The organism is Pantoea sp. OXWO6B1, assembly GCF_001641135.1.
GTDB classification, from domain to species: domain Bacteria; phylum Pseudomonadota; class Gammaproteobacteria; order Enterobacterales; family Enterobacteriaceae; genus Pantoea; species Pantoea allii.
In genome coordinates, this window is sequence record NZ_LWLR01000001.1 from 4,482,865 (window position 1) to 4,505,071 (window position 22,207).

The window sequence follows — 22,207 nt, forward strand, 5'->3', positions numbered from 1 at the left end:
CACCATGATTCGGTACACGCCGAAGCAAGACATTTTGCCGTGCGTAAACTGCCTGCATGTTTACTCATGGAGATCCAAAATGATTGCTGTTCTTTTTGAAGCAGAGGCACTGCCCGCAGCGCAACAACGCTACCTTGCGCTGGCGGCTGAGTTGACACCCGCGCTGGCCGAAATACCGGGGTTTATCAGGATCGAACGATTTCAGAGCCTGAGCGCGCCCGGCAAGGTTTTATCGTTATCGTGGTGGGAGGATGAGAGTGCAGTAAGAAACTGGCGGGAAAACACGCGGCATCAGTCGGCACAGGCAGAAGGTAAAAAACGCATTTTTGCCCATTACCAGATACGCGTTGTCCAGCTCATTCGGGACTATTCAGGGCCAGAGGGGCGCGATCATGTTTGATATTCACGTCGTGTTCAGTAATACACCGGGGGCGCTTTCATCATTTGGCACCCTGCTCGGCCAGCATGGCATTGGGCTGGAAGGCGGTGGCGTTTTTACAACGTCGCACGAGAGCCACGCGCATTTTCTTGTTGAAGAGGGGCCCAAAGCATATCAGTTATTGTCTGACGCCGGTTTCGATGTCAGAGAGCTCAAAAAACCGTTGATTAGGAAGTTAGCGCAGGAACAGCCGGGAGAACTGGGTGAAATTGCGCGGGTCATTGCGGAAAATGGCATTACTATACTGGTTCAATACAGCGATCACAGTAACCGACTGATCCTGATCACCGATGATGATGAGCGGGCTGGTGACGTCACCCGAAAATGGACATTAGCGACAGCATGAAACTGATCCCTTCCCGGCATCAACAAGATCATCCGCCTTCACTGGAGACCAGCATGTCTGCGGTCGCCACCGCGATGGCGGATGCATCCAGAATGCATATTCTCTGTGCACTAATGGATGGCCGGGCATGGACAGCCACTGAGCTAAGCGTGGTTGCCGACATCGCCCCGTCCACCACCAGCGGTCATTTGCATAAGTTGCTTGATACCGGCCTGATCGTCTGTGTGGTGCAGGGCAGGCATCGCTACTACAGCCTGGCCGATCGCGAGGTTGCCGGGCTACTGGAAAACCTGATGGGCGTTTCGGTTAAGCCCGGTAACGCCGTTAAAACCACGACGCCAAACCGGGTGAGGCGAGCCCGCACCTGCTACGACCATCTGGCCGGTGAGATTGCGGTCGAAATCTATGATTTTCTGCAATCGGCAGGCTGGATAACATCAGACGGCACAGCCTTAACGCCGTGCGGCACGGCGAACTTTGACAAGGCGGGCATCGTGCTTGCCCCTCGTTCCCGACGAAAAGCATGCTGTCCCTGCCTGGACTGGAGTGAAAGACGCTTTCATGCCGGGGGCGAAGTGGGTGCCGCTTTGTTACGCTTTCTGCTGCAAAAGCACTGGCTGATGCAGGCGCCGGGATACCGGGAGCTTGTTGTAACGGACAGCGGCAAAGCGGCACTGCAGCGTCTGTTCAGTATCAGCCCGATCTGACCGCCGCCCTGTATTGCCCGTTTGTTCAGCACAGGTTACAGGCTTAGCGCTCAGGTTCAGCATCCCGCCGCATCAGCAAGGTATCGTGAAAAACGCCGTTGACATAAAGCGCAGCAACATCCGTCGCGTAGGTCTGAAACCCCGCCGAGCGGTACAGCCTGGCAGCCGCGATATTGGTGGCGCTCACGGCGAGTTTCAGGCTGCGGCATTCACGGGCTTCCGCTATCGCAGCCGTGAGCAGCGCCTTCGCCAGTCCGCTGCCCCGCCATTCAGGACGCACATACATTCCCCAGAGCGTGGCGATGTGCCGCTGTTTCACGCCTGGATTAAAGCGCACGCCGACGATGCCACCTGTCTGGCCCTGGTCATCGATGCCCGCCAGCATACGGTTTTCACGTAGCATTGCCGCAAAAAAAGCGTCCGGCTGCTGACGCTCGCGATCGTAATCCGCGCCAAAGGCGTCGGGATGACGCCTGAGTGCCTCCAGTCTGATAGCACGGAATGCCGACACATCCTGCTCAGCGAGAGGTTGTAAGATGTAAGGTTTCACCACGGAATTGTCCTTAGCGGGGTTGTTCGCACCATTTTGCTTTATCCTGACACTTCTGTGCATTTTGACGGCTACGCAGGTCAAAAACATGCCCGCTGGCGATGATCAAAATTTATTTAGTTATATCCTAAGAGATTCATCTGAAATGCATTTAATGCAAAACTGGTCATATTTGGTTGAATTGACTGTGTTTTATTCAATGCATACGATTAATCGACAATTTTTATTACGTTCATAGACAATCTGCATTGTTGTTCCTGCCTGCGAGAGGTCTATAATTTCTCTTTTGTGCAACCCCGTTCGCTCAGGAGGCCGTTATTAATACTTATCGCCAGCAACTCAATGCATTCGAAGAGAATCGTGCCGGGGCGGAAGTTGAGTATCAATACGATCCCCATGAACTGAAGCTGGACCGCATGCAGGATTCTGAACCTGAGCCAGAGCTGATCGAAGGCTTACCGGCTCCGGATGCGCTGACGCCTGCCGATCGCTATCTTGAGCTGTTTGAAGCCGTCCAGATGTCGGGCATTTTCGAGGACAGCAAAACCTTTCCCGATTGTTCGCCCAAGTATGATCCACTGGATGTTCTGATGCGCTATCGCCGTCAAAAGCGCAGCAAGGACTTCGATCTGTCGCGTTTCGTTACTGAGCATTTTTATATGCCAGGCATTAACGAAAGCTTTTACGTCTCAAATCCCGATAAAACGCTCAACGAGCATATCGACGATCTGTGGCCGGTTCTGACCAAAATGCCGCAGCAGCATATGCCGCACTCCTCGTTGCTGCCGCTGCCTAAGCCCTACGTGGTGCCCGGCGGACGCTTCTGTGAAACCTACTATTGGGATTCCTACTTCACCATGCTCGGCCTGGCTGAATCGGGCCGTGACGATTTGTTGCGCCATATGGCAGACAACTTCGCCTGGCTGATCGATAACTACGGTCATGTGCCAAACGGTAACCGTACCTATTATCTCAGCCGTTCACAGCCACCGGTGTTTGCCTTGATGGTGGAGCTGTTTGAAGAGGACGGCGTGCAGGGTTCACAGCGCTATCTGGATCAACTGATGAAAGAGTATCAGTTCTGGATGGACGGTGCGGGCTCGCTGATGCCAAACCAGGCTTACCGCCATGTGGTTCGTATGCCTGACGGCTCGTTGCTGAACCGCTACTGGGATGACCGGGATACCCCGCGCGATGAGTCCTGGATCGAAGATGTGGAAACGGCTCGTCTTTCAAAGCGCCCGGCAAGCGAGGTTTATCGGGATCTGCGCGCAGGTGCCGCGTCCGGATGGGATTATTCGTCGCGCTGGCTACGCAATCCCAAACGCCTGGCGAGCATTCGTACCACGCAGTTTATCCCCATCGACCTCAATGCGTTGTTATACAAGCTTGAGTTGATGATAGCCACGCTGTCTCATGCCAAAGGCGAAGAGCTTACCGCCCTGGCCTGGCAGAAAAAGGCCGAGGCGCGCAAGCGGGCAATTACCCGCTATTTATGGGACAGCACGGCTGGTGTGTTCCGCGATTACGACTGGCGTCGTGCACGCTTCGGGGCCTTTACCGCCGCCGCCGTGGTGCCGTTGTTTGTCGGTCTGGCTACGCCTTACCAGGCACACCTGCAGGCTATCGCCCTGCGTCACCTGCTGCTCAGTAACGGCGGCCTGCTCACCTCAATGGTGGAAAGCGGTGAACAGTGGGACAAACCGAACGGCTGGGCCCCTATGCAGTGGATGGCCGTCGTCGGCCTGAATAACTACGGGGAAGAGACGCTGGCGAATGAAATTGCCGTTAACTGGCTGAACACGGTGAATAACTTCTATCAGTTGCACCATAAACTGGTAGAAAAGTACGATATCAGCGGCGATCGTGCCCGTCCGGGCGGCGGAGGTGAATATCCGTTACAGGACGGGTTTGGCTGGACAAACGGGGTAACGCGTCGTCTGATGGCGATGTATGGTCACCTGATGGCTGATTAACCGCCAGCCGTACCGAACAGACGCAAAAAAGCCGGGAATCTGTCCCGGCTTTTTTTATACCCGTCAGCGCGTAGTCACGTTATTTCTTCGCTTCTACACCTGGCTGGGCTGAGCGCTGCAGGAACTGTTGAGTCACCTCCGGCAAATGCTGGAACAGCCATTCAGCCATCGCAATTTCCTGGTCGCGAATCTCTGTCAGCACTCTGACACCTTCGCTGTCGCCTACCTGTTCCGCTGCCGCGATGAGACTGGTGTAACTGGCAATCTCTGCGTTTTCGAACACATAGCCGCTCATTGCGCCTTTCACGACTTCGTCAGGGGTAAACATACCGCCAATCGCCTGCCCCATGGCCGCCATTTTTCCCATCACGTCTTTCATAATGGAATGGTCAATATCGTGGCGTTCCAGCAGTTGCTCCAGCAGCCTGAGCTGATGTTTGGTTTCATCCAGATGCTGCGCCAGCCGCTGCTCCAACGCCGGATAATGCTCCAGACGGCCCGCCATTTTACTCAGCATGCTCTCAGCCTGCTTTTCCATGGCGTGAGCATCACGAAGCCAGTCATGATAATTTTCAATCGCCGTCGTCATTTTGATGCTCCTTTAACCGTGCTGATGGCCTGTGCAACGCCGGTCAGTTTTTCATCGGTCTGTTTTTCTTCCTCAAGCGTTTGAGCCAGCAGCTTTGCCGCTTTGGTGTAGCCCAGCTTCAGTGCCAGCGCATGCAGGGTGCCGTAGGTAGCAATCTCATAATGCTCAACTTTCTGCGCCGCCCCGATCAATCCCTGATCGCGTACTTCACCCTTTTCAACAGACTCAATAATCTCCTGCGCTTCTTCCACCAACCCTTCAAGCGCATGACACTTCATACGTTTAATTTTAACCTCGGGCGTGATGTCGACTAATTCATCAAGACGCTCAATTTGCCCGCGTGTCTCTTCAAGATGTTGATTGAACGCAGCGATAAGATTTTCATCACTGGCTGCGCGGGCCATTTTTGGCAGCGCCCGGGCTATCTGTTTTTCAGCACTGTAAACATCTGACAGGTCATGGATGAAAAGATCATTTAACGTTTTAACAGTCATAAAAAGCGCCTCATTATTTAAACAGCCACGCCGTAATTTCAGCGCAGCAACCGTAAATCTCACTCTCATATAACCTTAGTGTAATTAGCGGAAATTGCGTTTAACTTTGCACAAACCCACAGCAAAAGTAGCATTACCGATGCAATTTTTCTTTTACTACCAGTCATTTACTTCTTTTAATTTATCTTCGGTCAAAGAATGATTTCTCACCAATAACGACAAACCTGTACAAAAAATCAATAATCCGTACAACTTAATCCACGCTTTAAATAAAAACGTTCCGCCCGTTGGACTCAGGTTCCATTTTTTTAAATTTGTGATTTTTTTGATATCGGACGACAAGATAAAAAAATACCGGAAAGGAATTTCCTTTCCGGCAAGATTAACGCAATCTCACACCAGAGATGATTGACACAACGAATTACACTGGAAGGTTTATCTGTTTCGAAGAAACGTTAAGCTTTTCAGTGCACAAAGATAATGATTAACTCATTGTTAATTAAGCATTAACTCCGGCGACTGACTTTACCACCTTTACGACCTGCTTCAATAGCGCGTTGCGGATCGTTCTTAAAGTTTCCACCGCTGTTTTGACCACCTTTACGTCCCGCTTCTGCTGCACGTTCTTTGTCTGCAGCAAAATTACCCGCCCCACCACGATATTGCGTCATTCTGTGTTCTCCTCAAATTTCATTATTCAAACAGCACAGTTGAAGTTACATCAGCTAAAGGGTGCCAGAAATAAATGTAGTCATAAAACTTACCTTATCAAGCATGATGTTTGAGAAAAGGCATCACATTTCTGGTCATGGTTTGTGAAGAACTTTCCTCTCATTCTTTAGTGATGAAACTATTTAAAGCAGAAACTCAACTAAACCGCATCAGGTGCCCACTGTGTGACAGCGGCACCTTTCAGCCTGTATTAATCGATCGATTCATTAAAAAGTCCACTCTGTTTTTCTTTTAAAGCGAAGCGTAACAACGTGATGATTGCGCCTGACATCGTCAATCTGATCAATAAATGATCTATTTAACCAGGCGTGATAACGCAAATTCCTTTATCAAAATATTTCATCGGATGAAAATAAGCGAAGCGGTAAATTCGTTTATTATTAAGATACTGATAAAAAGCAGATCATTTAATAATCAACCAGACATCAATTAGCAAAACGACCGGGTCAGAAAAGAGAGAAAAAGATAAAGAGGGCGTTTTAAATAAGCGAAGCGTAGGAAAATAAAAAAACGCCCTGACGGGCGTTCTTTTCGGACTATTCTGCCCTGCTACTTTTGCAGGAACGTCAGTAAATCTTGATTAAGCTGATCCTGATGCGTCACTGCAAACCCATGCGGACCCTGGTCATAGATCTTAAGTTCCGAGCCGGTTATCAGCGCATGGGCCAGTTTACCGGTTGCTTCAAAAGGCACGATTTGGTCGTGGCTGCCGTGGATGATTAACGTTGGCACATCGACTTTCGCAAGGTCCGACCGGAAATCCGTTTCAGCAAAAGCGGTCACGCAGTCCAGCGTCCCTTTCAGGGAGGCCATTAACGCAATCGTTAAGGTCTGAGTTAATACACCGTCAGAAACCTGTTGACCGGCGTTCGTGCCATAAAACGGCGCAGCAAACTCGTTAATAAACTGCGCGCGATCCTTGAGTAGCCCCTGTTTAATGCCGTCGAAAACGGCTTTTTCCACCCCTTCTGGGTGATCGTCTGTTTTGCCGAAAATCGGCGTAACCGCACCCAGCAGCACCAGGCTTTTGACTTTAGCGGTACCGTACTTACCGATATAGCGCGACACATCACCGCCGCCCATCGAGAAACCGACCAGCGTTACGTCGCTGAGTTGCAGGTGCTCAATCAGACTATGAATATCTTCAGCAAAAGTGTCGTAGTCATAGCCTTCCCAGGGTTGATCGGAACGCCCGAAGCCGCGACGGTCAAAGGCGATGGCGCGATAGCCCCGTTCAGCCAGAAAGTTAAGCTGGCTATCCCACATATCTGCATCCAGCGGCCAGCCGTGGCTAAAGAGAACCGGCTGACCTTTTCCCCAGTCCTTGTAATAAAGATTAAAGCCATCTTTGCTTTTAAACAGACTCATAAGTGCCTCGCTATGGGTGAAAGTCATGACTCTTCAGGCCAGCGCGAATAACGTTACCGCGACAGCCGTGGCAGAGGGCGATACCTGACAAGTTTGGCAGAGGGGGAAAAATGTTCCAATGCGGAACAGAGGACGCTACAGATAACCCTCGTGTGACAGCGCTACGCCGCATTTGCCATTTTTCTTGATGCTGTACATAGCCGCATCCGCGCGTGCCAGTGCGCTGTCAAAGTTCTCCGGGTATTCAACCTGAACCACGCCGATGGATGCGCCAATTGAGGCGCTGCCGTTGGCCACTTCAAAAGGCTGTAAGGCTGCCTCCAGGCAAGCGTCGGTGAGCTTCTTTGTGAGCGGATGAGACAACGCAAAAGGAATCAGTAAAACAAATTCGTCGCCCCCCAGACGGCCAATGATGACATTCGCCGGACAGGCCGCGATAAAACGCTGGCTGAGTTGAATCAGGACATCGTCACCACTGCGATGACCTAAGGTGTCGTTAACATGTTTGAAGTTATCTAAATCAATAAAGGCAATACAAAAGGCTACGTCCGTTTTCATCTCGCGGAAATGGTTGATTAACGCATGGCGATTGGTTAACTGCGTAAGTGGATCGTGCATAGCCAGCGTGGCCAGTTGTTCTTCGTACTGTTTCTCTTTGGTCATATCAATGTGGGTGCCCGTCACTTTAGTGGGCCTTCCCTGCGCATCCCATTCGCTGACACGACCGCGATCCAGTACCCAGGTAATTTTGCCCGTTTTGCCAATCATGCGATGCAACGCCTCATAGAAAGGCGCTTTCCCATCGATGTGATCGTAGAAAGCCTTTAACACATCGCTGGCGTCGTCCGGATGCAGGTAGGATTTCCATACATCGAAATGCGCACCGACCTCTTTAGGCTGAAAGCCCAGCATCGATCCCCAGCGTCGGTTAAAGATAACCAGCTTGCCGCTGGGAATATCCAACTGCCACAGACACAACCCCGTGCCGTCCAGTGCGGCGCTTAATTTATTACGGGCATCGTGCGCAATACGCTTTAACCGTGCGTTATGTTTTTTTAAATTCGCGATTTGCTGCCGCAGGGCTTCTTCAGACATAGGGATAACTGGAAAGGGAAATGTCTATTTTGCCAGTGCTATACATTGTGTAAAGCAGCATGTTGAAAAGACGATGAGACGCGGACAAAACCGGCCTCGACAGGATTTCTCACCCTTAACGGCGTCAGAAACAGCACACGACAAAATCTTAAGGGATAACGTCAGGGCGTTTACATTGTCCCGGCGAGCCTCAGGTCGATAACAGAGGTATCGCGTGAAGTGTTGGTCAGATGTCAGCCTGTACGTTTTCATCTATAGAAAGCTTTGCTTTTTTAAAGAACAGGCGGCCTGTAACAACAGCATTCTGATAACCACCTGATATGTAATCATAAATAAAATCATCAAATGTAACGCTGACATGTTTATGCAAACTCATAATCACACTTAAATATCTTCCGGGTGTTAAGTAAAGACGTCAGCACGACATCAAGGAGATAAATGATGAACCCGTTAATCACGCTTTCTTTTCACGGTACTCAGTGTAAAAATCAGTCACAACAAGATTCCCATCTCACCGACGCGCTTTTTTTAGGCGATATGTTTTTCGCTCATAATAATGACAACGAACATCATGTAAAAAATTATGGATTACATGGCGCTGCGCCCGGCCATTTCTGTGTAAGAAATGCTGTGCTGGATAATCATTTCCACACTAGCCAAAAAGGGGCAGCGATATATATCTGACCACCACCGCGCATTATTTTTGCCAATCAGTAATAACCCGTAAGAAGGCAATATCGATGTAATCAATGACGTTAGCACCTTTCGGATGCATAAATGCAGAGGATAACTATCATGAAAAAGATGATTATTAGCTCAATGATTGTAGCCGTACTCGTTTTTACCGGCGGTGCCGCAGCCGCAGAATCATTCAAAGACAGCCATACGTTAAATAACGAAGTCGTGTCTGCGCAGGCCGCACAGGCGATGAATGACATTCAGCTTTCTCGCAATGCGTTATTTAATGGCCAGACGCAGCAGGCTAAAACGCTGGCGACCCAGGCTGAAACGTATCTTAAAGATAATAGTGTGGACTGGACCAGGTATATTCGCTACGACAAAAAGGCCCCAATAACAGGTGATAACTATATTCGTATAGGCTCGGACGTCTCGGTTTCTGAAGATTATCAACTTTCCAAACAGAAAAATGACGCGATCGATCAAGCCAACCAGCATATTAAAGCGGGAGATAAACAAGGCGCGCTCGATGCATTGAAACTGGCAGGGGTTGCCGTTACCGAAACGCAGGAACTCATGCCGTTGCAGCAAACCGAAAATGACGTTTCCAACGCGCTTGCCATGATGAAACAGGATAAGTACTACCAGGCAGGCATGTTGCTGAAATCAGCAGAAGAAGGGGTCATTTACGACACCCAAACCTATTCAGAAAGCCCTGTTAATCCAACCATGCATCACACCCAAACGGGTACCCATGCTCAGCCAGGTAATAAAGGATAACCATCCTTTTTAATAAAGTTACGTTATTAAATAACGCTGCCGCTTTCATTATTCAGGATGAAAGCGGCAACGTACATCTATAAATACACTATAAGATAATCTGCTTATCTCTTGTTGCGCATAAGTATTACGAATACATCCCACTTCATAAAAAAAGAAATGACTTTTTCACTGAACAAACCATCTCTTCTGGTTATTCGAATTTATTTAAACGAACGCTGCCGCGCGATACACTTTTTCAAACAACGCTCCAGCACCCTGTCCTTTCTATTGATAACCAATGAAATTACTTTTTAACTAAACTAAAGGATAGTTTTCTAAAAAAAAGACTTCAGGTTATAAACTGCAATTCATCTTTGCCGATAAACGAAATGTAATGGCTTTAATCACAAAAATAATAAGATCACTTATCGGGGAAAAACATGAAAATCACAACTGGCCGTAAAATCGCTTTAGCGTTCGGCATCATCGTCATCGTCTCGCTGATTGGCAGCAGTTTGTCGATCACTAACTTTCTTAAACTGCGCCAGGCCAACACCTGGAACGTCCACAGTTACCAGGTCATGAGCGTCAGCGACAGCATGCTGACCGATATGGTTAATATGGAAACCGGCGTGCGTGGGTTTGTTGTCTCTGGCAATGACAACTTTCTGGCACCGTTTAACAGCGGTAAAACCGCTTTCGATCAGAAGTACAGCCAGCTACGCTCGATGACTGCGGATAACGCCGAGCAGCAGCAAAGGCTGGCATCACTGCTTGAATTGCATAAAAGCGTTCAGGGCGTAGATGAGCAACTGATCGCCTTACGCCGCGAGGTGAACAGCGGCAAGCAACCGTTGGAGACCCTGACGCATTTCTTTCAGGAAGGCCGCGATAAAGCGTTTATGGATCGCTATCGCGCCATCGCTGCTGAATTCAACGGTGCGGAAGCCACACTGTTAGCCAAACGTTCTGCAGAGGTAAACAGTCTGGCCTTTGCCACCAAAATGACGCTGAGTCTGGCAGGTATCACCACCATTCTGCTTTCCATCATTCTGGGCACCATTATTACGCGCAGTATTATCCGCGCACTGGGCGGCGAGCCAAAAGCGGCTGCCGATATTGCCGGAATGATTGCGCAGGGTAACCTGACCGTGGAGATCGCCGTTCCGGTCAAAGGACAGAGTAGCCTGATGGGCTCTCTTGAAGCCATGCGCATGCAGTTAGTCACCATCGTCAGCGGTATCCAGTCCTCTGCTGAGCTGATCAACAATTCTGCGAGCGAAATCGCGCAGGGCAATGTCGATCTGGCCCAACGTACTGAAGAGCAGGCCGCGGCGCTTGAACAAACGGCTGCCAGCATGGAACAACTTACCGCTACCGTGCGTCAGAATACCGATAATGCGCGTCATGCGAATACACAGGCCGACACAACGTCACATGTGGCGACGCAGGGCGGTGATGTGGTGAAACAGGTTGTTGAGACCATGCGCTCCATTTCAGAAAGCTCAGGCAAAGTGGCAGAAATCATTTCGGTCATCGAAGGCATTGCTTTCCAGACCAATATCCTGGCGCTGAACGCCGCGGTTGAAGCCGCAAGAGCGGGTGAAGGTGGACGCGGATTTGCCGTTGTCGCCGGTGAGGTGCGTTCGCTGGCCTTACGCAGTTCCACTGCCGCCAAAGAGATCAAAGATTTGATCACTCAGTCGGTTGAACATGTGGCAAAAGGCTCAGGACTGGCCCGCCAGGCCGGTAATACGATGGAAGAGATCGTGAAATCGGTGCAGGGCGTGACGACGATTATGGGCGAAATCACCATCGCTTCCGATGAGCAGAGCAATGGTATCGGTCAGGTCAGCATTGCCGTCAGCCAGATGGACCAGGTGACCCAGCAGAACGCCGCTCTCGTTCAGCAGGTTTCTTCTGCCGCACAAGGTATGCTGGAGCAAACGGTGATGTTACGCGACGCGGTTTCCATCTTCCGCATCGAAAAAAGCGCTAACCTCGCTACCCCGGCTTTCCGCTAACCGGCACGCTTTTATTCTGAGTGCCTGAGTCATCACAGAGCCCGGACCCGCTAACCGCTGGCCCGGGCCTGTCTTAACGATTGCGCCGATCATGCCTGTTGCCCCCACGCTTTTCCCGCGTATCCCTTGCCAAAAAAAGCGTTTTAAAAAACACCGATGACCACTAAAGTGAGCATAACCTTACTCACAACGGGCGCAACTATGTTTACGAAAACCTATCAGGTTGACGAAAAGCACATTGATTTTCAGGGCGTGGTGGATGGACTTTACTATCCGTTTTATATGGAATGGACACGTCACGCATTTATGAAAGAGCACCTTGGCGTCGATCTTGAAGAAGAGTTTGCCGCAGGCCGAATTCATATGCTACTTGAGTACTCGCTGCGCTTTAAAAAGAGCCTGAAAAAAGGCGATGAAATGCAGGTCACCTGCGCGCTGGCCGCCAATGAAAAACGCAACCGCGTTAACTTCATCCAACAAATTCTGGTAAACAATGTGGTGTACGCCGAGGCGGTTTTTACCGGCACCTGTCTGGAAAATGGTCGCCCGTCCATCCCGGAATTTTTGCGCAGTGCGATTCCGGATAATCCGTCGTAACGCGGCCTCACTCTGCCGCATTGCAACGACGTCCGCCGCACGCGGATGCTGTTAAGGCCGTCACCTCATCGGTGAGGCGCATGCCCTCTGTTGTCTCCACTGCATGTCCTTGATGAATAGCGTGACGCGCCTCACTGCTCTGTTTCGATATGACCGAAATGTGACCTAAATATGACACACGCGATGCCGATAACCTTAGTGGACCCGAGTCGATCGGCCTCCCTTTAAACGGGTCGTTGTCTCTCCACTACGTGGTCAAAATCTTTTGACCTTTTAACGGCTATAAATGGAGAGATCTATGTTTTCCCTCACGCGTTTACTACCAGGCAAAATTTCGCTGGCCGTGTCAGATGATCAAAATAACATTCAGGCGATAAAGGCCTGTAGCGGTTGGATCGAATTTACCCCAGAGGGGATCATTCTCTCGGCCAACCCGGCCTTTCTGGCCGTGACCGGCTATCAGCTTAACGAAATCACCGGACAGCACCATCGCATGTTCTGTAAGCCAGAGTTCGTCCACTCCCGTGAATATGGCCAGTTCTGGGAAAGACTGGCATCCGGGCAGTCGTTCAGCGGCATCTTCGAACGCTACAGAAAAGACAAAAGCCTGCTCTACCTGAGCGCCAATTATTTCCCCGTGAAAGACAAACACGGCACCGTTAAAAAAATCATCAAAATCGCCAATGACATTACCGACAGGCATGAAGAGCTGACGCACAAAGAAGCCATTATTACTGCGCTGAATAATACAATGGCGACGATTGAATTTACTCCGCATGGTGACATCATCAATGCGAACGAAAACTTCCTCGCGCTGATGGAGTACGATCTTGCAGAAATCAAAGGCAAGCATCACCGTATGTTCTGCTTCGATGCGTTCTATAAAGAAAACCCGGATTTCTGGAATAAAATCCAGCATGGCCGGTCCTTTACCGGACGTTTCGAAAGGGTAACTGCGTCAGGGAAGCGCGTCTGGCTTGAAGCCAACTACAATCCGGTTAAAGATGCCTCGGGGCACGTGTATAAAGTGATTAAGCTGGCTTCCGATATCACCGAACGCGTGGAAACGGCGAAGCAGGTTGCCGATATCGCCATGAGCACGTCTGAAAAAACCTCTCATATCACCGTTAATGCAAACGATGTACTGAGCCAAACGGTGCGTAACGCGGAATCAATGGCCTCGCAGGTCAATGCGGCAACGGCAATCAGTGACAAACTGAATTACTCGGCCAAAGACATCAAAGAGATTGTCTCGACCATTAACAACATTGCCGGACAAACTAATATTCTGGCGCTGAATGCCGCAATTGAAGCCGCACGTGCGGGCGAAGCGGGACGCGGTTTTGCCGTCGTGGCGGAAGAAGTCAGACGTCTTGCCGCCTCCACCTCTCAGGCGACGCAGAAAATCAGCAAGGTGGTTGAAGAAAATACTAATCTTATTGATGAGATGTACCGACAGCTCGATGAGATCAACCACTTTCTCACCACAGAAAACGACAAGATCACTAATCTCTCAGACAATATTCAGGAAATTTTTAGCGGGGTAAAAGAGTTCGTCACCGTGATTCACAGGCTGGATGTGTAATCGAAAAGCGCCAGTATCGATAATATGCTGACCGCTTGCGTCAGCGGCGCGCCTGGTCAGGCCATCCTGAAAAGACGACCATCATTCCCTCAGCGCAGAGCGGCTCACGCGTCACCCCTTATCACATTGTGATGCCGCCCGCTGCCATCGACTCTCTTTATCGATGTCGGAGCAACCCGCTCAATTCTGCTTTCCCGCCCATCAGGTCATCGTATGGTCACAGACTTCGCGTAGCCTGCTTGATCATTTGCACATATTTTTATCGGGCAGGCTGCCTGTGCAACGCTGGTACGCCGGTTAAAGGGTTGGTCTGCAATGATGCGTAGACCAGAGGCACGCACAGTTGCCGCCTCAATCCCGTTCGCGCACGCATGACACTTTTGAGTGCGTTTGCCGGACGATTCGCTGATACAGGGGGAGCACCATGACAACACGGAGAACACTTTTGAAAGGAACGCTGTTGACGCTGACCGGAATGGCCACCTCCATGAGCCGGGCTGCCGATCATTTGCCGAACGACACAGGCAGAAAATTTGCGGCTGACGGGCGCGTACTGCCGTTTCGGGGCAACACGATTATTTGTCATCTGCCACAGCAAGAAAAAGATTCTGACGCGTTCGATGCGCTGCTGGATATTTACCGCGCATTACCGGCTGAACCCTGGGCGCGCAACGTCACGGCACTGCCGCCATCCAGTTATCATATGACGGTCTTCGGTGGCGCAAACGACAAGGCTCGCCGCTACCCGTTATGGCCAGCAGGGCTTCCACTCGATATGCCGATAGAGGAATGCGATCGTATCCTGGCTGATCGGCTGCGGCAATTTCGCCTGGGTGAGGATGCCTCTCCTTACCGTATGCGCGTTGATCCGGCAGAGCCGTCCGCGAAGGAAAAGCCGCTGACGCTTCGCCTGCTGTCAGCCGATGAGGATACCGAAACCTGCCTGCGCCGTTTGCGCGATCGGCTATCGCAGGTGACTGGCATTCATGAGCCAGACCATGAGCGTTACGGTTTCCACATCACCCTGGGTTATCAGTTCGCTCCCCTGACCGACGACGAGGACGCCGCATGGCGACGTTCGCTGGCGGCATGGAAAACAACCATTGCCCAACGTGTCCCGGTGATAACCCTGGGTAATCCTGAGTATTGCCTGATGAACGATATGTTCGCATTCAGGCGCCAGTTTTATCTGACATAACGGACGCGCGTCTGCAACAGGCACGCCAGGCGCGGCTGAAAATGCCGCCGCCCTTCCCCAGCCAGGCATACCGGCAAAGCACGTTTATAATGACCTGGCCCGCCCGACTGGCCCGGCTCTTTACGCCCGCTCGTATCGGCTGAATCGTTACAACGCTAATCCTGTTAACCGCCGTAATCGTCACCTTTCTCATTTTTATCTGTGACCCGGCGCACAGTGCTGGGGCATTTGTGGATTCTTTTTCCAGCAGGTGAGGCGAATCACGTTTCGGTTAAGTGCAAATCAGTAAATTCCCTTAACGACTGAAAAAACGATTCAGCTTAAGGAAGGAAAGATGAAGACTAAAATCGCACTTGCCGTATTCGCCGTGATGATATCGGGTTCCGTGTCAGCAAAAACCTGGGTGCTGACGAGTGCTGAACAAGGCACAGACAAAGGAAACTGGCAAATAACCAGCAGCGAGCTGAAGTTGCAGGGCAAACCGTTCAGCATCGAACAGAAAGTCCTGCACGGCGGTAAACAAGAAGGCAGTAAAATCCTTGAGATTCGCAGTCAGGATGGCCTGACCATCACGCTGATCCCCACCCGAGGAATGAACCTGCTGCGAGTAGAAGGTTTTGGCACCCGGCTGGGCTGGGATTCCCCCGTGAAAGAGGTGGTGAACCCGGCTTACATCAATCTTGAAAGCCGAAATGGCCTGGGTTGGCTGGAAGGTTTCAACGAAATGATGGTGCGCTGCGGCTATGAATGGACCGGGCATCCGGTGAACGACAAAGGGCGCATTTATACGTTGCACGGTAAAGCGGGTAATACACCGGTATCCCAGCTTGAAGTCGAGGTAGCCGATGCGGCTCCGCATGAGATTCGTATTCGGGGTTTGATCAAAGAGAGCACGTTCAAAAAAGCGGATCTCCAGACGCTTACCGAACTGCGCTATGTGCCTGGCAGCAACCAGTTCAGCCTGCATGACGTGCTGACTAACCATTCAGATTACCCGCATGATTACGAGATTATTTATCACAGCAACTTTAGTACGCCGATTCTGGAAGAAGGCGCTCGTTTCCTCGCCCCGATGTCGAGCATCAGTCCGTTTAATGATTACGCCAAAGCGGGGTTGAAAAACTGGCAAACCTATCAGGGACCGACCAAAGACTTTGATGAAATGGTGTTTAACATCAAGCCGCTTTCCGACAAGGATCATCACACGGTCGCTGCCGTCGTCAATAAAGCCGGAAATAAAGGCGCCTCCATCCAGTTTGATACCCAACAACTGCCACTGCTGACCTTGTGGAAAAATACCGACACGCTGAAACAAGGTTACGTCACCGGTATTGAACCCGGCACCAACTATGCTTATCCGGTGACCGTTGAACGTGAACAGAAGCGGGTGAAACAGCTGGCGCCAGGAGCAAGTACGGCGTTTGATCTGACCTATACGCTATTGCACAACAGCGAGCAGGTTAATGCCGTTGAAAAACGCATTAAGGCGATTCAGGGCGACACGAAGATTGATGAGAATGCTACGCCAATAGCGACAGAGTAAAACATCCTGCCTCTCTGCGGGGAAGTTTGTCGTCTCTCAGAACGGACAGATGATGAATCACACTGACGGGCATGATTGCCCGTCAGTGCATCAACGAAGCCTGGGCGCGTTTACTTCGACGCCCTGTTGGCTGTTCCTCATAATGCTGTTTCTGCGAACCGAAGATGCATGAGATATCATCGATAAATCAGCAGGTTAAACCTCACGGGCGAGGCACTTTACTTCAGGGAATGTTGAATCAGTTGGATGCTGTTTTTAATTTCATGCTGAATCTTGTTCTCATCCCAGTCCGCCAGTTCTGGCGCAAAAGGTTCAAAGGCATAAATGCCTTTATAGCCTCGTTCTTCAAGCTGTTTAACCTGGCGACAGGTGAACAGACGATCTTCCGGCGTTAACATTATGCGCTCGGCATCGGTCAGGCTTTCACGCGGACGTTTGTCCTCCACGCCCGACAGGTGAACCAGACCGATTTGGGCGATATCCACCTGACTGAATTCGGCGTCAGCATCGGGATAGAGATGATGATGGAAGGTATCGATTAATAATTTAAAGGGAACATGGGCATCGCGAATAAGATTCTGCGCCTGCGCTGCCGAACGCAGCGAGCTTTGTGGGAAGCCCAGCGGCTCAACCAGTCCGGTTATTCCATAGGTCGCGAACAGCGGTGCCACATCGCGCAGCGCGTTTACTGTTACCTCTGGCGTAACCGACGAGCCGTCGTTCAGGGGACAAAGCACCAGCGAACGCGCCCCCACCGCTTTGGCATCAGCCAGTAAGGACTCGGTCAGTTGGCGAACCTGTTCCGTACGCTGATTGAAGGGATAAACGGCGTTTATGGTAATAATGTCAATGCTATAGCGTTCAGCCAGTGCGCAAACCTGGGCAGCACTCAGGTTGTCCATCACTTTACCGCTGGGCAAGTCGTTACGAAGTTCAACCTTATTCAACCCCAAACCGTTCACCAGCCTGAAGAAGGCTTCAATGCTCAGCGAGGGGGCGATCTTTCTGTTGATACAAAAACGTTCTGCGGCGATGGTCATGCGACTCTCCTGAACCCGGTAACATCAAGCGAACCCAACGGGATAATGAAAATATTTGTTTCATTTTAGATTAAAAGGAAAATAAATTTCTTTGATGACTCTCGCAAAATACGTTAACGCTTGGTTAGAAACCTTAGAAAAAAAAGAACAAAACCCGCCATTTCCCTTAATTAACAACAGAATATTCACCATTCTTCGCCTGACAAAAAACCGGCAGGTTCACGTGGAAAAATGCATCCCTGATGAAATGGAAATTTCATTTAAATGCCCTTTAAGCACCCTGCGAGGACAGCGACAGTCAGGTGTGAATCTTTTACCGATGTCAGGCCAGTACCTGATTATCGTGGGTTAGGTTAGTAGTGGAGAGCAGCCATCCAGCCATTACAGTGTGGTCATCGGGGCGATAGCCTGCGCGCCGTTGCCGGTTGGGCGACCAGAATAGTTGAAGCAACGGGCGACATCTTCCGGCCTCGCCGCGCTTTGCCGGGCAACGGAAGCGACGGGCAGCCGCTCCATAACAATGACGTCAAACCGCATTGAGGCGGCATTTGTGAGCATGTCGTTTTGCGCGCCTTGCCGGGCCGGGTCATCGATCTGAGCGCGTTCCGCATGGGGGCAGTGATCGCCCTTGCATGGACTTTACATTCCAGAATTAATTTAAATGAAATATAAATTTAAACAGTGCGAATGCGCTGTCACTTTTTCCTCTGCGCCTGGCGCGCGCGGCCATTATGACGTGCCAATGCATCCCAATAGGCAGCCTGTCTGAAGTGGTATTTTTATTTTAGAATTCAAAATAATGCCGCATTCCTCGATCTTTCATGCGTATGCTTTGCTCACCCGGCAGGCACTGCCCTCCCGCATCCCAATCGGAATAGCAGTAGAGTTTGATCGCCCTCGCAAAATGAAATCTTTCTTCTGTATTATGGTTTAATGAAAAATATGTTTGCCTATAATCGGGCATTATCCAGATTTAAGGTACAACCTCTTAACTGCGTCAAGGCAAACACCGCCTGACAGAGCAAGGGGCCGGGCGACAGGCTACTACCGATCAAAACAGGAATGAGCAAAATGGGCAAAGTGAGACTGACAATGGCGCAGGCGCTGGTTACGTTCCTTGATAATCAGTATCTGAAAGTGGATGGTGAAGAGCTCAAATTTGTTAAAGGCATTTTCGCTATATTCGGGCACGGTAACGTGCTGGGACTGGGTCAGGCGCTGGAGCAGAACTGCGGCGATCTGCGGGTGTTCCAGGGGCGTAACGAACAAGGGATGGCACATGCGGCAACCGGGTTTGCGAAGCAATCTCTGCGTCGTCAAATCATTGCCTGCACCTCTTCTATCGGCCCTGGTGCGGCCAATATGATTACCGCCGCAGCCACGGCCACAGCAAACCGCATTCCTTTATTGCTCCTGCCCGGTGACACTTTTGCAACACGGCAGCCCGATCCCGTGCTGCAGCAAATCGAGCAGAGCCACGATCTCAGTATCAGCACTAACGACGCGTTTCGCCCGGTAAGCAAATACTGGGATCGCATTACTCGCCCGGAACAACTGATGAGCGCCTGCCTTAATGCGATGCGCGTTCTGACCGATCCCGCTGAAACCGGCGCGGTCACACTCTGTTTGCCTCAGGATGTGCAGGGCGAAGCCTGGGACTATCCAGAGTCCTTTTTTGCCCGACGGGTGCACGTGTTAGATCGTCGTCCGGCCAGTCAGGCGCAACTGGATGACGCTATTGCTGCTATTAAAGCAAGCCAAAAGCCGCTGATCGTCTGCGGCGGTGGGGTGAAGTACGCGGGCGCAGGCCAGGCATTGATGCATTTTGCCAGCCGTTACGGTATCCCGTTTGTCGAAACCCAGGCTGGCAAAGGCACCGTTGTCTCATCACACCCTTTTAACGCGGGCGGTGTCGGAGAAACCGGCTGTCTGGCCGCCAACCAACTGGCGAAAGAGGCCGATCTGGTTATCGGCATCGGTACGCGCTTCAGCGACTTTACCACCTCATCGAAATGGATTTTCCAACATCCGTCCGTCCGCTTCCTGAATATCAACGTCAGTAATTTTGATGCCTGGAAACTGGATGGTATGCCGCTTCTGGCCGATGCGCTCACGGCGCTCAACACGCTGGATGCGGTGCTGGAAAAAGAAACCTGGCGCGCCAGTTGGGGCGACCGTATTGCCGAGCTGCTCACTCAACAGTACAAAGAAACTCAGCGTGTCTATCAGGCAGTATGGAAGGAAACGTCTTTCGTGCCTGAAATCGACGACCATCTGGATCGCGAGTCAGTCTACCGTGAATTTCGTCAAATAACCGACTCAACCCTGACACAAAGCAGCGTACTGGGCGTCCTCAACGAGGTGCTTCCCGAAGAATCGGTGATTGTGGCCGCAGCGGGAAGTCTGCCGGGCGATTTGCAACGTGTCTGGCGCACCCGGGCCGAAAATACCTATCACGTCGAGTACGGTTACTCATGTATGGGTTATGAAGTCAGCGCCGCGCTGGGCGTAAAACTGGCACAGCCGCAAAGCGAGGTCTATGCCCTGGTGGGCGACGGCTCTTTTATGATGCTGCACTCCGAGCTCGTCACATCGCTGCAGGAAGGCGCGAAGATTAATATCGTGCTGCTCGATAACATGACTAACGGATGTATTAACAACCTGCAAATGGAACACGGCATGAACAGTTTCTGCACCGAGTTCCGCTACCGCTCGCCGGAAAATGGCCGACTGACCGGTGGCCTCGTTCCCGTCGATTTTGCCGCAATTGCAGCGGGCTATGGCTGCAAGACCTGGCGAGTCACCAGCCTTGATGAACTGCGTCAGGCGCTCGATGCCTCGCGCCACGAAGCGGGCAGCACACTGATTGATATTAAAGTGTTGCCGAAAACGATGGTGCACAAATATGGCAGTTGGTGGAACGTTGGCGTCGCGCAAACGGCGCTTTCGGAACGGATTCGCAAGGTTGCCAAACAGATCAATGAAAAACGCGCGCAGGCGCGCGATTACTGAGTGCCGTCCTGATCCTGAAGCCTGTGAACATGTGGGCGTAAGATCATGACGTTACGCCTCGGTGTCACAGGTGCTGGCCTCATCGGTAAAGAACGTATTCGCCGTCCCTCAGCCTGGGATGGCTATGCTGCATCTGTTGCGGCCGATGCCAGCCTGAAAACAGCGGAAACTGGCGAAACGGTAAGCGTTACGCTGCCTGAACGCCACTCTTTTTATCAGCGTTAAGCGCTGGCCTACCATCCATTTTTACTGACAGGTAACAATGATGAAAATTGCATTTGACGTAGACGTGATAAAAGATCTGGGCGTGACCCGGATGGTGCACCAGGTCGCGGATTGGGGTTATAAGTACATCGAGCAGTCGCCGCATCCCCAGATCAATCCTTTCTATAAACATCCGCGCGCCAGCCGTGAAATCATTACGGAATATAAGCGGGCGCTGAATGAAACCGGTTTAGAGATATCTTCATTTATTTGTGTTTATCGCTGGTCGGGGCCTGATGAACTGCGTCGTCAGGCCGCCGTGAAAAACTGGAAGCGCCTGGTTGAAATCGCCGTCGAGATGGGCGTGCAGGTCATTAATACCGAATTCTCCGGCGATCCAAATCAACCAGAAATCTGCGACGAAATGTTCTATCGTTCGATGGAAGAACTGTTGCCTGTTTTTGAACGCGAGGGCATTCGTGTTGAGATTCAGGCTCATCCGTGGGATTTTTGCGAAGAGAACGACGGGACGGTCGACGTAGTGAAATCGTTTCGCAGCGATAACGTCAAATATATCTACAGCGTACCGCACACCTTCTTTTACGACAAAGGAATCGGTGACGTCGCAAGAATGTTGCGCTATGCCGGTGACGATCTGTCCCACGTGCTCATCGCTGACACCATGAACCACACCAGGCACTGTCGTTATATCGTTAATCCTCCGGGTGTTGATGCCACCATCCACCAGCATGTTGCCGTAGGTGAAGGTGAGGTGGATTTCGACGCGCTGTTCCGTACCCTGCGCGAAATGAAATTCGCCGAGAAGACCTTCAAAGTCGGCGGTGAATCTATCGTGGCCGCGTCCCTTTTTGGTTATCCGGAAAAGATGAAGTACCAGGCTGTGGAAACGCGTGAATTGATTGAACGCGAATTGCTCGGTCACCAGGATACCTCAGCAGTATAACGGTAAGACGTTCGGTAAAGAGCAAGCGGGCTCATGACAAGGATGTCATTGATTTTCCCATGTATTCCGCTGACAAAAAGCGTCTGGCAAAAAGGCATCAAGCGCTGGAGAGGCAAGAGCACAGTTACGCTCGCTCAGCCGGCAGGCAACGCACGCATTCTCTGGATGAAAAGTGGGCACAGCATCGTTGATAACAACCGTCGTGCGTAAGCGCCTCTTACCACCTGACATTGATTTTCTACCCGCTACTTTGTGAAAGAAAAATTCCAAATACTCCACTTAATTCCAGTCTCGTTCAGGCCGG

At 51.0% G+C, this 22,207-nt stretch carries 23 protein-coding genes and 1 pseudogene; 15 read left to right on the forward strand and 9 right to left on the reverse strand.

The genetic code is table 11. The annotated features are described in order from the left end of the window. The first annotated feature begins 79 nt into the window (after positions 1–79). From A6A26_RS22865 to A6A26_RS22875, 3 genes are read left to right on the forward strand one after another with little or no spacing between them, the layout of a single operon-like run. Positions 80–400 (forward strand): antibiotic biosynthesis monooxygenase family protein, encoded by a 321-nt coding sequence (locus tag A6A26_RS22865; protein ID WP_063880863.1) that lies wholly within the window; start codon positions 80–82, stop codon positions 398–400. Then, positions 393–785 (forward strand): hypothetical protein, encoded by a 393-nt coding sequence (locus A6A26_RS22870; protein ID WP_063880864.1) that lies wholly within the window; start codon positions 393–395, stop codon positions 783–785. Before A6A26_RS22865 ends, A6A26_RS22870 begins: the two co-directional genes overlap by 8 nt. Beyond that, the gene (locus A6A26_RS22875; RefSeq protein ID WP_082875222.1) at positions 764–1,492 is read left to right on the forward strand and encodes an ArsR/SmtB family transcription factor; all 729 of its coding nucleotides are present in this window, start codon (positions 764–766) and stop codon (positions 1,490–1,492) included. Before A6A26_RS22870 ends, A6A26_RS22875 begins: the two co-directional genes overlap by 22 nt. Positions 1,493–1,535: 43 nt before the next feature. Here A6A26_RS22875 and A6A26_RS22880 read toward each other — a convergent pair whose 3' ends face one another. Continuing rightward, the gene (locus A6A26_RS22880) at positions 1,536–2,045 is read right to left on the reverse strand and encodes a GNAT family N-acetyltransferase (RefSeq protein WP_253851919.1); all 510 of its coding nucleotides are present in this window, start codon (positions 2,043–2,045) and stop codon (positions 1,536–1,538) included. A 314-nt stretch (positions 2,046–2,359) separates the two neighbouring features. Between A6A26_RS22880 and A6A26_RS22885 the strand changes: the two genes are divergently transcribed. Further along, positions 2,360–4,018 carry an alpha,alpha-trehalase gene (locus A6A26_RS22885; protein WP_074181037.1) on the forward strand — a complete coding sequence of 553 codons (1,659 nt, stop codon included), beginning with the start codon at positions 2,360–2,362 and terminating at the stop codon, positions 4,016–4,018. A gap of 79 nt (positions 4,019–4,097) precedes the next feature. Here A6A26_RS22885 and A6A26_RS22890 read toward each other — a convergent pair whose 3' ends face one another. The 6 genes from A6A26_RS22890 to A6A26_RS25650 all read right to left on the reverse strand — a co-directional run bounded on the left by A6A26_RS22890 (position 4,098) and on the right by A6A26_RS25650 (position 8,672). After that, positions 4,098–4,607 carry a ferritin-like domain-containing protein gene (locus A6A26_RS22890; protein ID WP_063880867.1) on the reverse strand — a complete coding sequence of 170 codons (510 nt, stop codon included), beginning with the start codon at positions 4,605–4,607 and terminating at the stop codon, positions 4,098–4,100. Then, complete coding sequence (locus tag A6A26_RS22895) at positions 4,604–5,101, reverse strand: YciE/YciF ferroxidase family protein (protein ID WP_063881254.1); 498 nt, start codon at positions 5,099–5,101, stop codon at positions 4,604–4,606. The genes A6A26_RS22890 and A6A26_RS22895 overlap by 4 nt, the downstream gene beginning before the upstream one ends. A gap of 506 nt (positions 5,102–5,607) precedes the next feature. Next, positions 5,608–5,772 (reverse strand): con-10 family general stress protein, encoded by a 165-nt coding sequence (locus A6A26_RS22900; RefSeq protein ID WP_006118264.1) that lies wholly within the window; start codon positions 5,770–5,772, stop codon positions 5,608–5,610. A gap of 610 nt (positions 5,773–6,382) precedes the next feature. Further along, the gene (locus tag A6A26_RS22905) at positions 6,383–7,201 is read right to left on the reverse strand and encodes an alpha/beta fold hydrolase (RefSeq protein WP_063880868.1); all 819 of its coding nucleotides are present in this window, start codon (positions 7,199–7,201) and stop codon (positions 6,383–6,385) included. Between the two features lie 135 nt (positions 7,202–7,336). Beyond that, positions 7,337–8,296: a sensor domain-containing diguanylate cyclase gene (locus A6A26_RS22910; protein ID WP_063880869.1), complete on the reverse strand. Its 960-nt coding sequence runs from the start codon at positions 8,294–8,296 to the stop codon at positions 7,337–7,339. 226 nt (positions 8,297–8,522) lie between these two features. Then, positions 8,523–8,672, reverse strand: coding sequence for a hypothetical protein (locus tag A6A26_RS25650; RefSeq protein WP_172897889.1), 150 nt, complete (start codon positions 8,670–8,672; stop codon positions 8,523–8,525). Positions 8,673–8,734: 62 nt separating this feature from the next. Between A6A26_RS25650 and A6A26_RS22915 the strand changes: the two genes are divergently transcribed. The 7 genes from A6A26_RS22915 (at position 8,735) to A6A26_RS22945 (ending at position 16,683) form a co-directional block, all read left to right on the forward strand. Further along, entirely contained in the window at positions 8,735–8,980 is a 246-nt protein-coding gene (locus tag A6A26_RS22915; protein WP_241568448.1) for a hypothetical protein, read from the forward strand. 111 nt (positions 8,981–9,091) lie between these two features. Beyond that, positions 9,092–9,754 (forward strand): YfdX family protein, encoded by a 663-nt coding sequence (locus A6A26_RS22920; RefSeq protein WP_063880871.1) that lies wholly within the window; start codon positions 9,092–9,094, stop codon positions 9,752–9,754. Positions 9,755–10,176: 422 nt separating this feature from the next. After that, positions 10,177–11,760, forward strand: coding sequence for a methyl-accepting chemotaxis protein (locus A6A26_RS22925; RefSeq protein WP_063880872.1), 1,584 nt, complete (start codon positions 10,177–10,179; stop codon positions 11,758–11,760). 201 nt (positions 11,761–11,961) lie between these two features. Further along, positions 11,962–12,357: an acyl-CoA thioesterase gene (locus A6A26_RS22930; protein ID WP_063880873.1), complete on the forward strand. Its 396-nt coding sequence runs from the start codon at positions 11,962–11,964 to the stop codon at positions 12,355–12,357. Positions 12,358–12,655: 298 nt separating this feature from the next. Continuing rightward, entirely contained in the window at positions 12,656–13,942 is a 1,287-nt protein-coding gene (locus A6A26_RS26205) for a methyl-accepting chemotaxis protein (protein ID WP_063880874.1), read from the forward strand. Between the two features lie 424 nt (positions 13,943–14,366). After that, complete coding sequence (locus A6A26_RS22940) at positions 14,367–15,140, forward strand: DUF1868 domain-containing protein (RefSeq protein ID WP_063880875.1); 774 nt, start codon at positions 14,367–14,369, stop codon at positions 15,138–15,140. 334 nt (positions 15,141–15,474) lie between these two features. After that, positions 15,475–16,683, forward strand: a complete 1,209-nt coding sequence (locus A6A26_RS22945; RefSeq protein WP_063880876.1) for an aldose 1-epimerase family protein — start codon at positions 15,475–15,477, stop codon at positions 16,681–16,683. A 218-nt stretch (positions 16,684–16,901) separates the two neighbouring features. Here A6A26_RS22945 and A6A26_RS22950 read toward each other — a convergent pair whose 3' ends face one another. Next, on the reverse strand, positions 16,902–17,723 hold the full coding sequence (locus A6A26_RS22950) for a TIM barrel protein (RefSeq protein WP_063880877.1): 822 nt from the start codon (positions 17,721–17,723) through the stop codon (positions 16,902–16,904). A 91-nt stretch (positions 17,724–17,814) separates the two neighbouring features. On the opposite strand from A6A26_RS22950, the gene A6A26_RS22955 reads away from it, so the two are divergent. After that, a complete protein-coding gene (locus tag A6A26_RS22955) occupies positions 17,815–18,075 on the forward strand; it encodes a hypothetical protein (protein WP_156506694.1) in 261 nt (86 codons plus the stop codon). A gap of 29 nt (positions 18,076–18,104) precedes the next feature. Here the strand turns inward: A6A26_RS22955 and A6A26_RS25655 are convergent, their stop codons facing one another. Continuing rightward, positions 18,105–18,281 (reverse strand): hypothetical protein, encoded by a 177-nt coding sequence (locus A6A26_RS25655; protein ID WP_156506695.1) that lies wholly within the window; start codon positions 18,279–18,281, stop codon positions 18,105–18,107. 513 nt (positions 18,282–18,794) lie between these two features. Between A6A26_RS25655 and iolD the strand changes: the two genes are divergently transcribed. The 3 genes and pseudogenes from iolD to A6A26_RS22970 all read left to right on the forward strand — a co-directional run bounded on the left by iolD (position 18,795) and on the right by A6A26_RS22970 (position 21,903). Then, positions 18,795–20,735, forward strand: a complete 1,941-nt coding sequence (iolD, locus tag A6A26_RS22960; protein WP_063880879.1) for a 3D-(3,5/4)-trihydroxycyclohexane-1,2-dione acylhydrolase (decyclizing) — start codon at positions 18,795–18,797, stop codon at positions 20,733–20,735. A 93-nt stretch (positions 20,736–20,828) separates the two neighbouring features. Beyond that, positions 20,829–20,960 (forward strand): annotated as a pseudogene (locus A6A26_RS22965) (inositol 2-dehydrogenase); the annotation flags it as partial. Positions 20,961–21,000: 40 nt separating this feature from the next. Further along, entirely contained in the window at positions 21,001–21,903 is a 903-nt protein-coding gene (locus A6A26_RS22970) for a sugar phosphate isomerase/epimerase family protein (protein ID WP_063880881.1), read from the forward strand. Positions 21,904–22,207 lie beyond the last annotated feature (304 nt).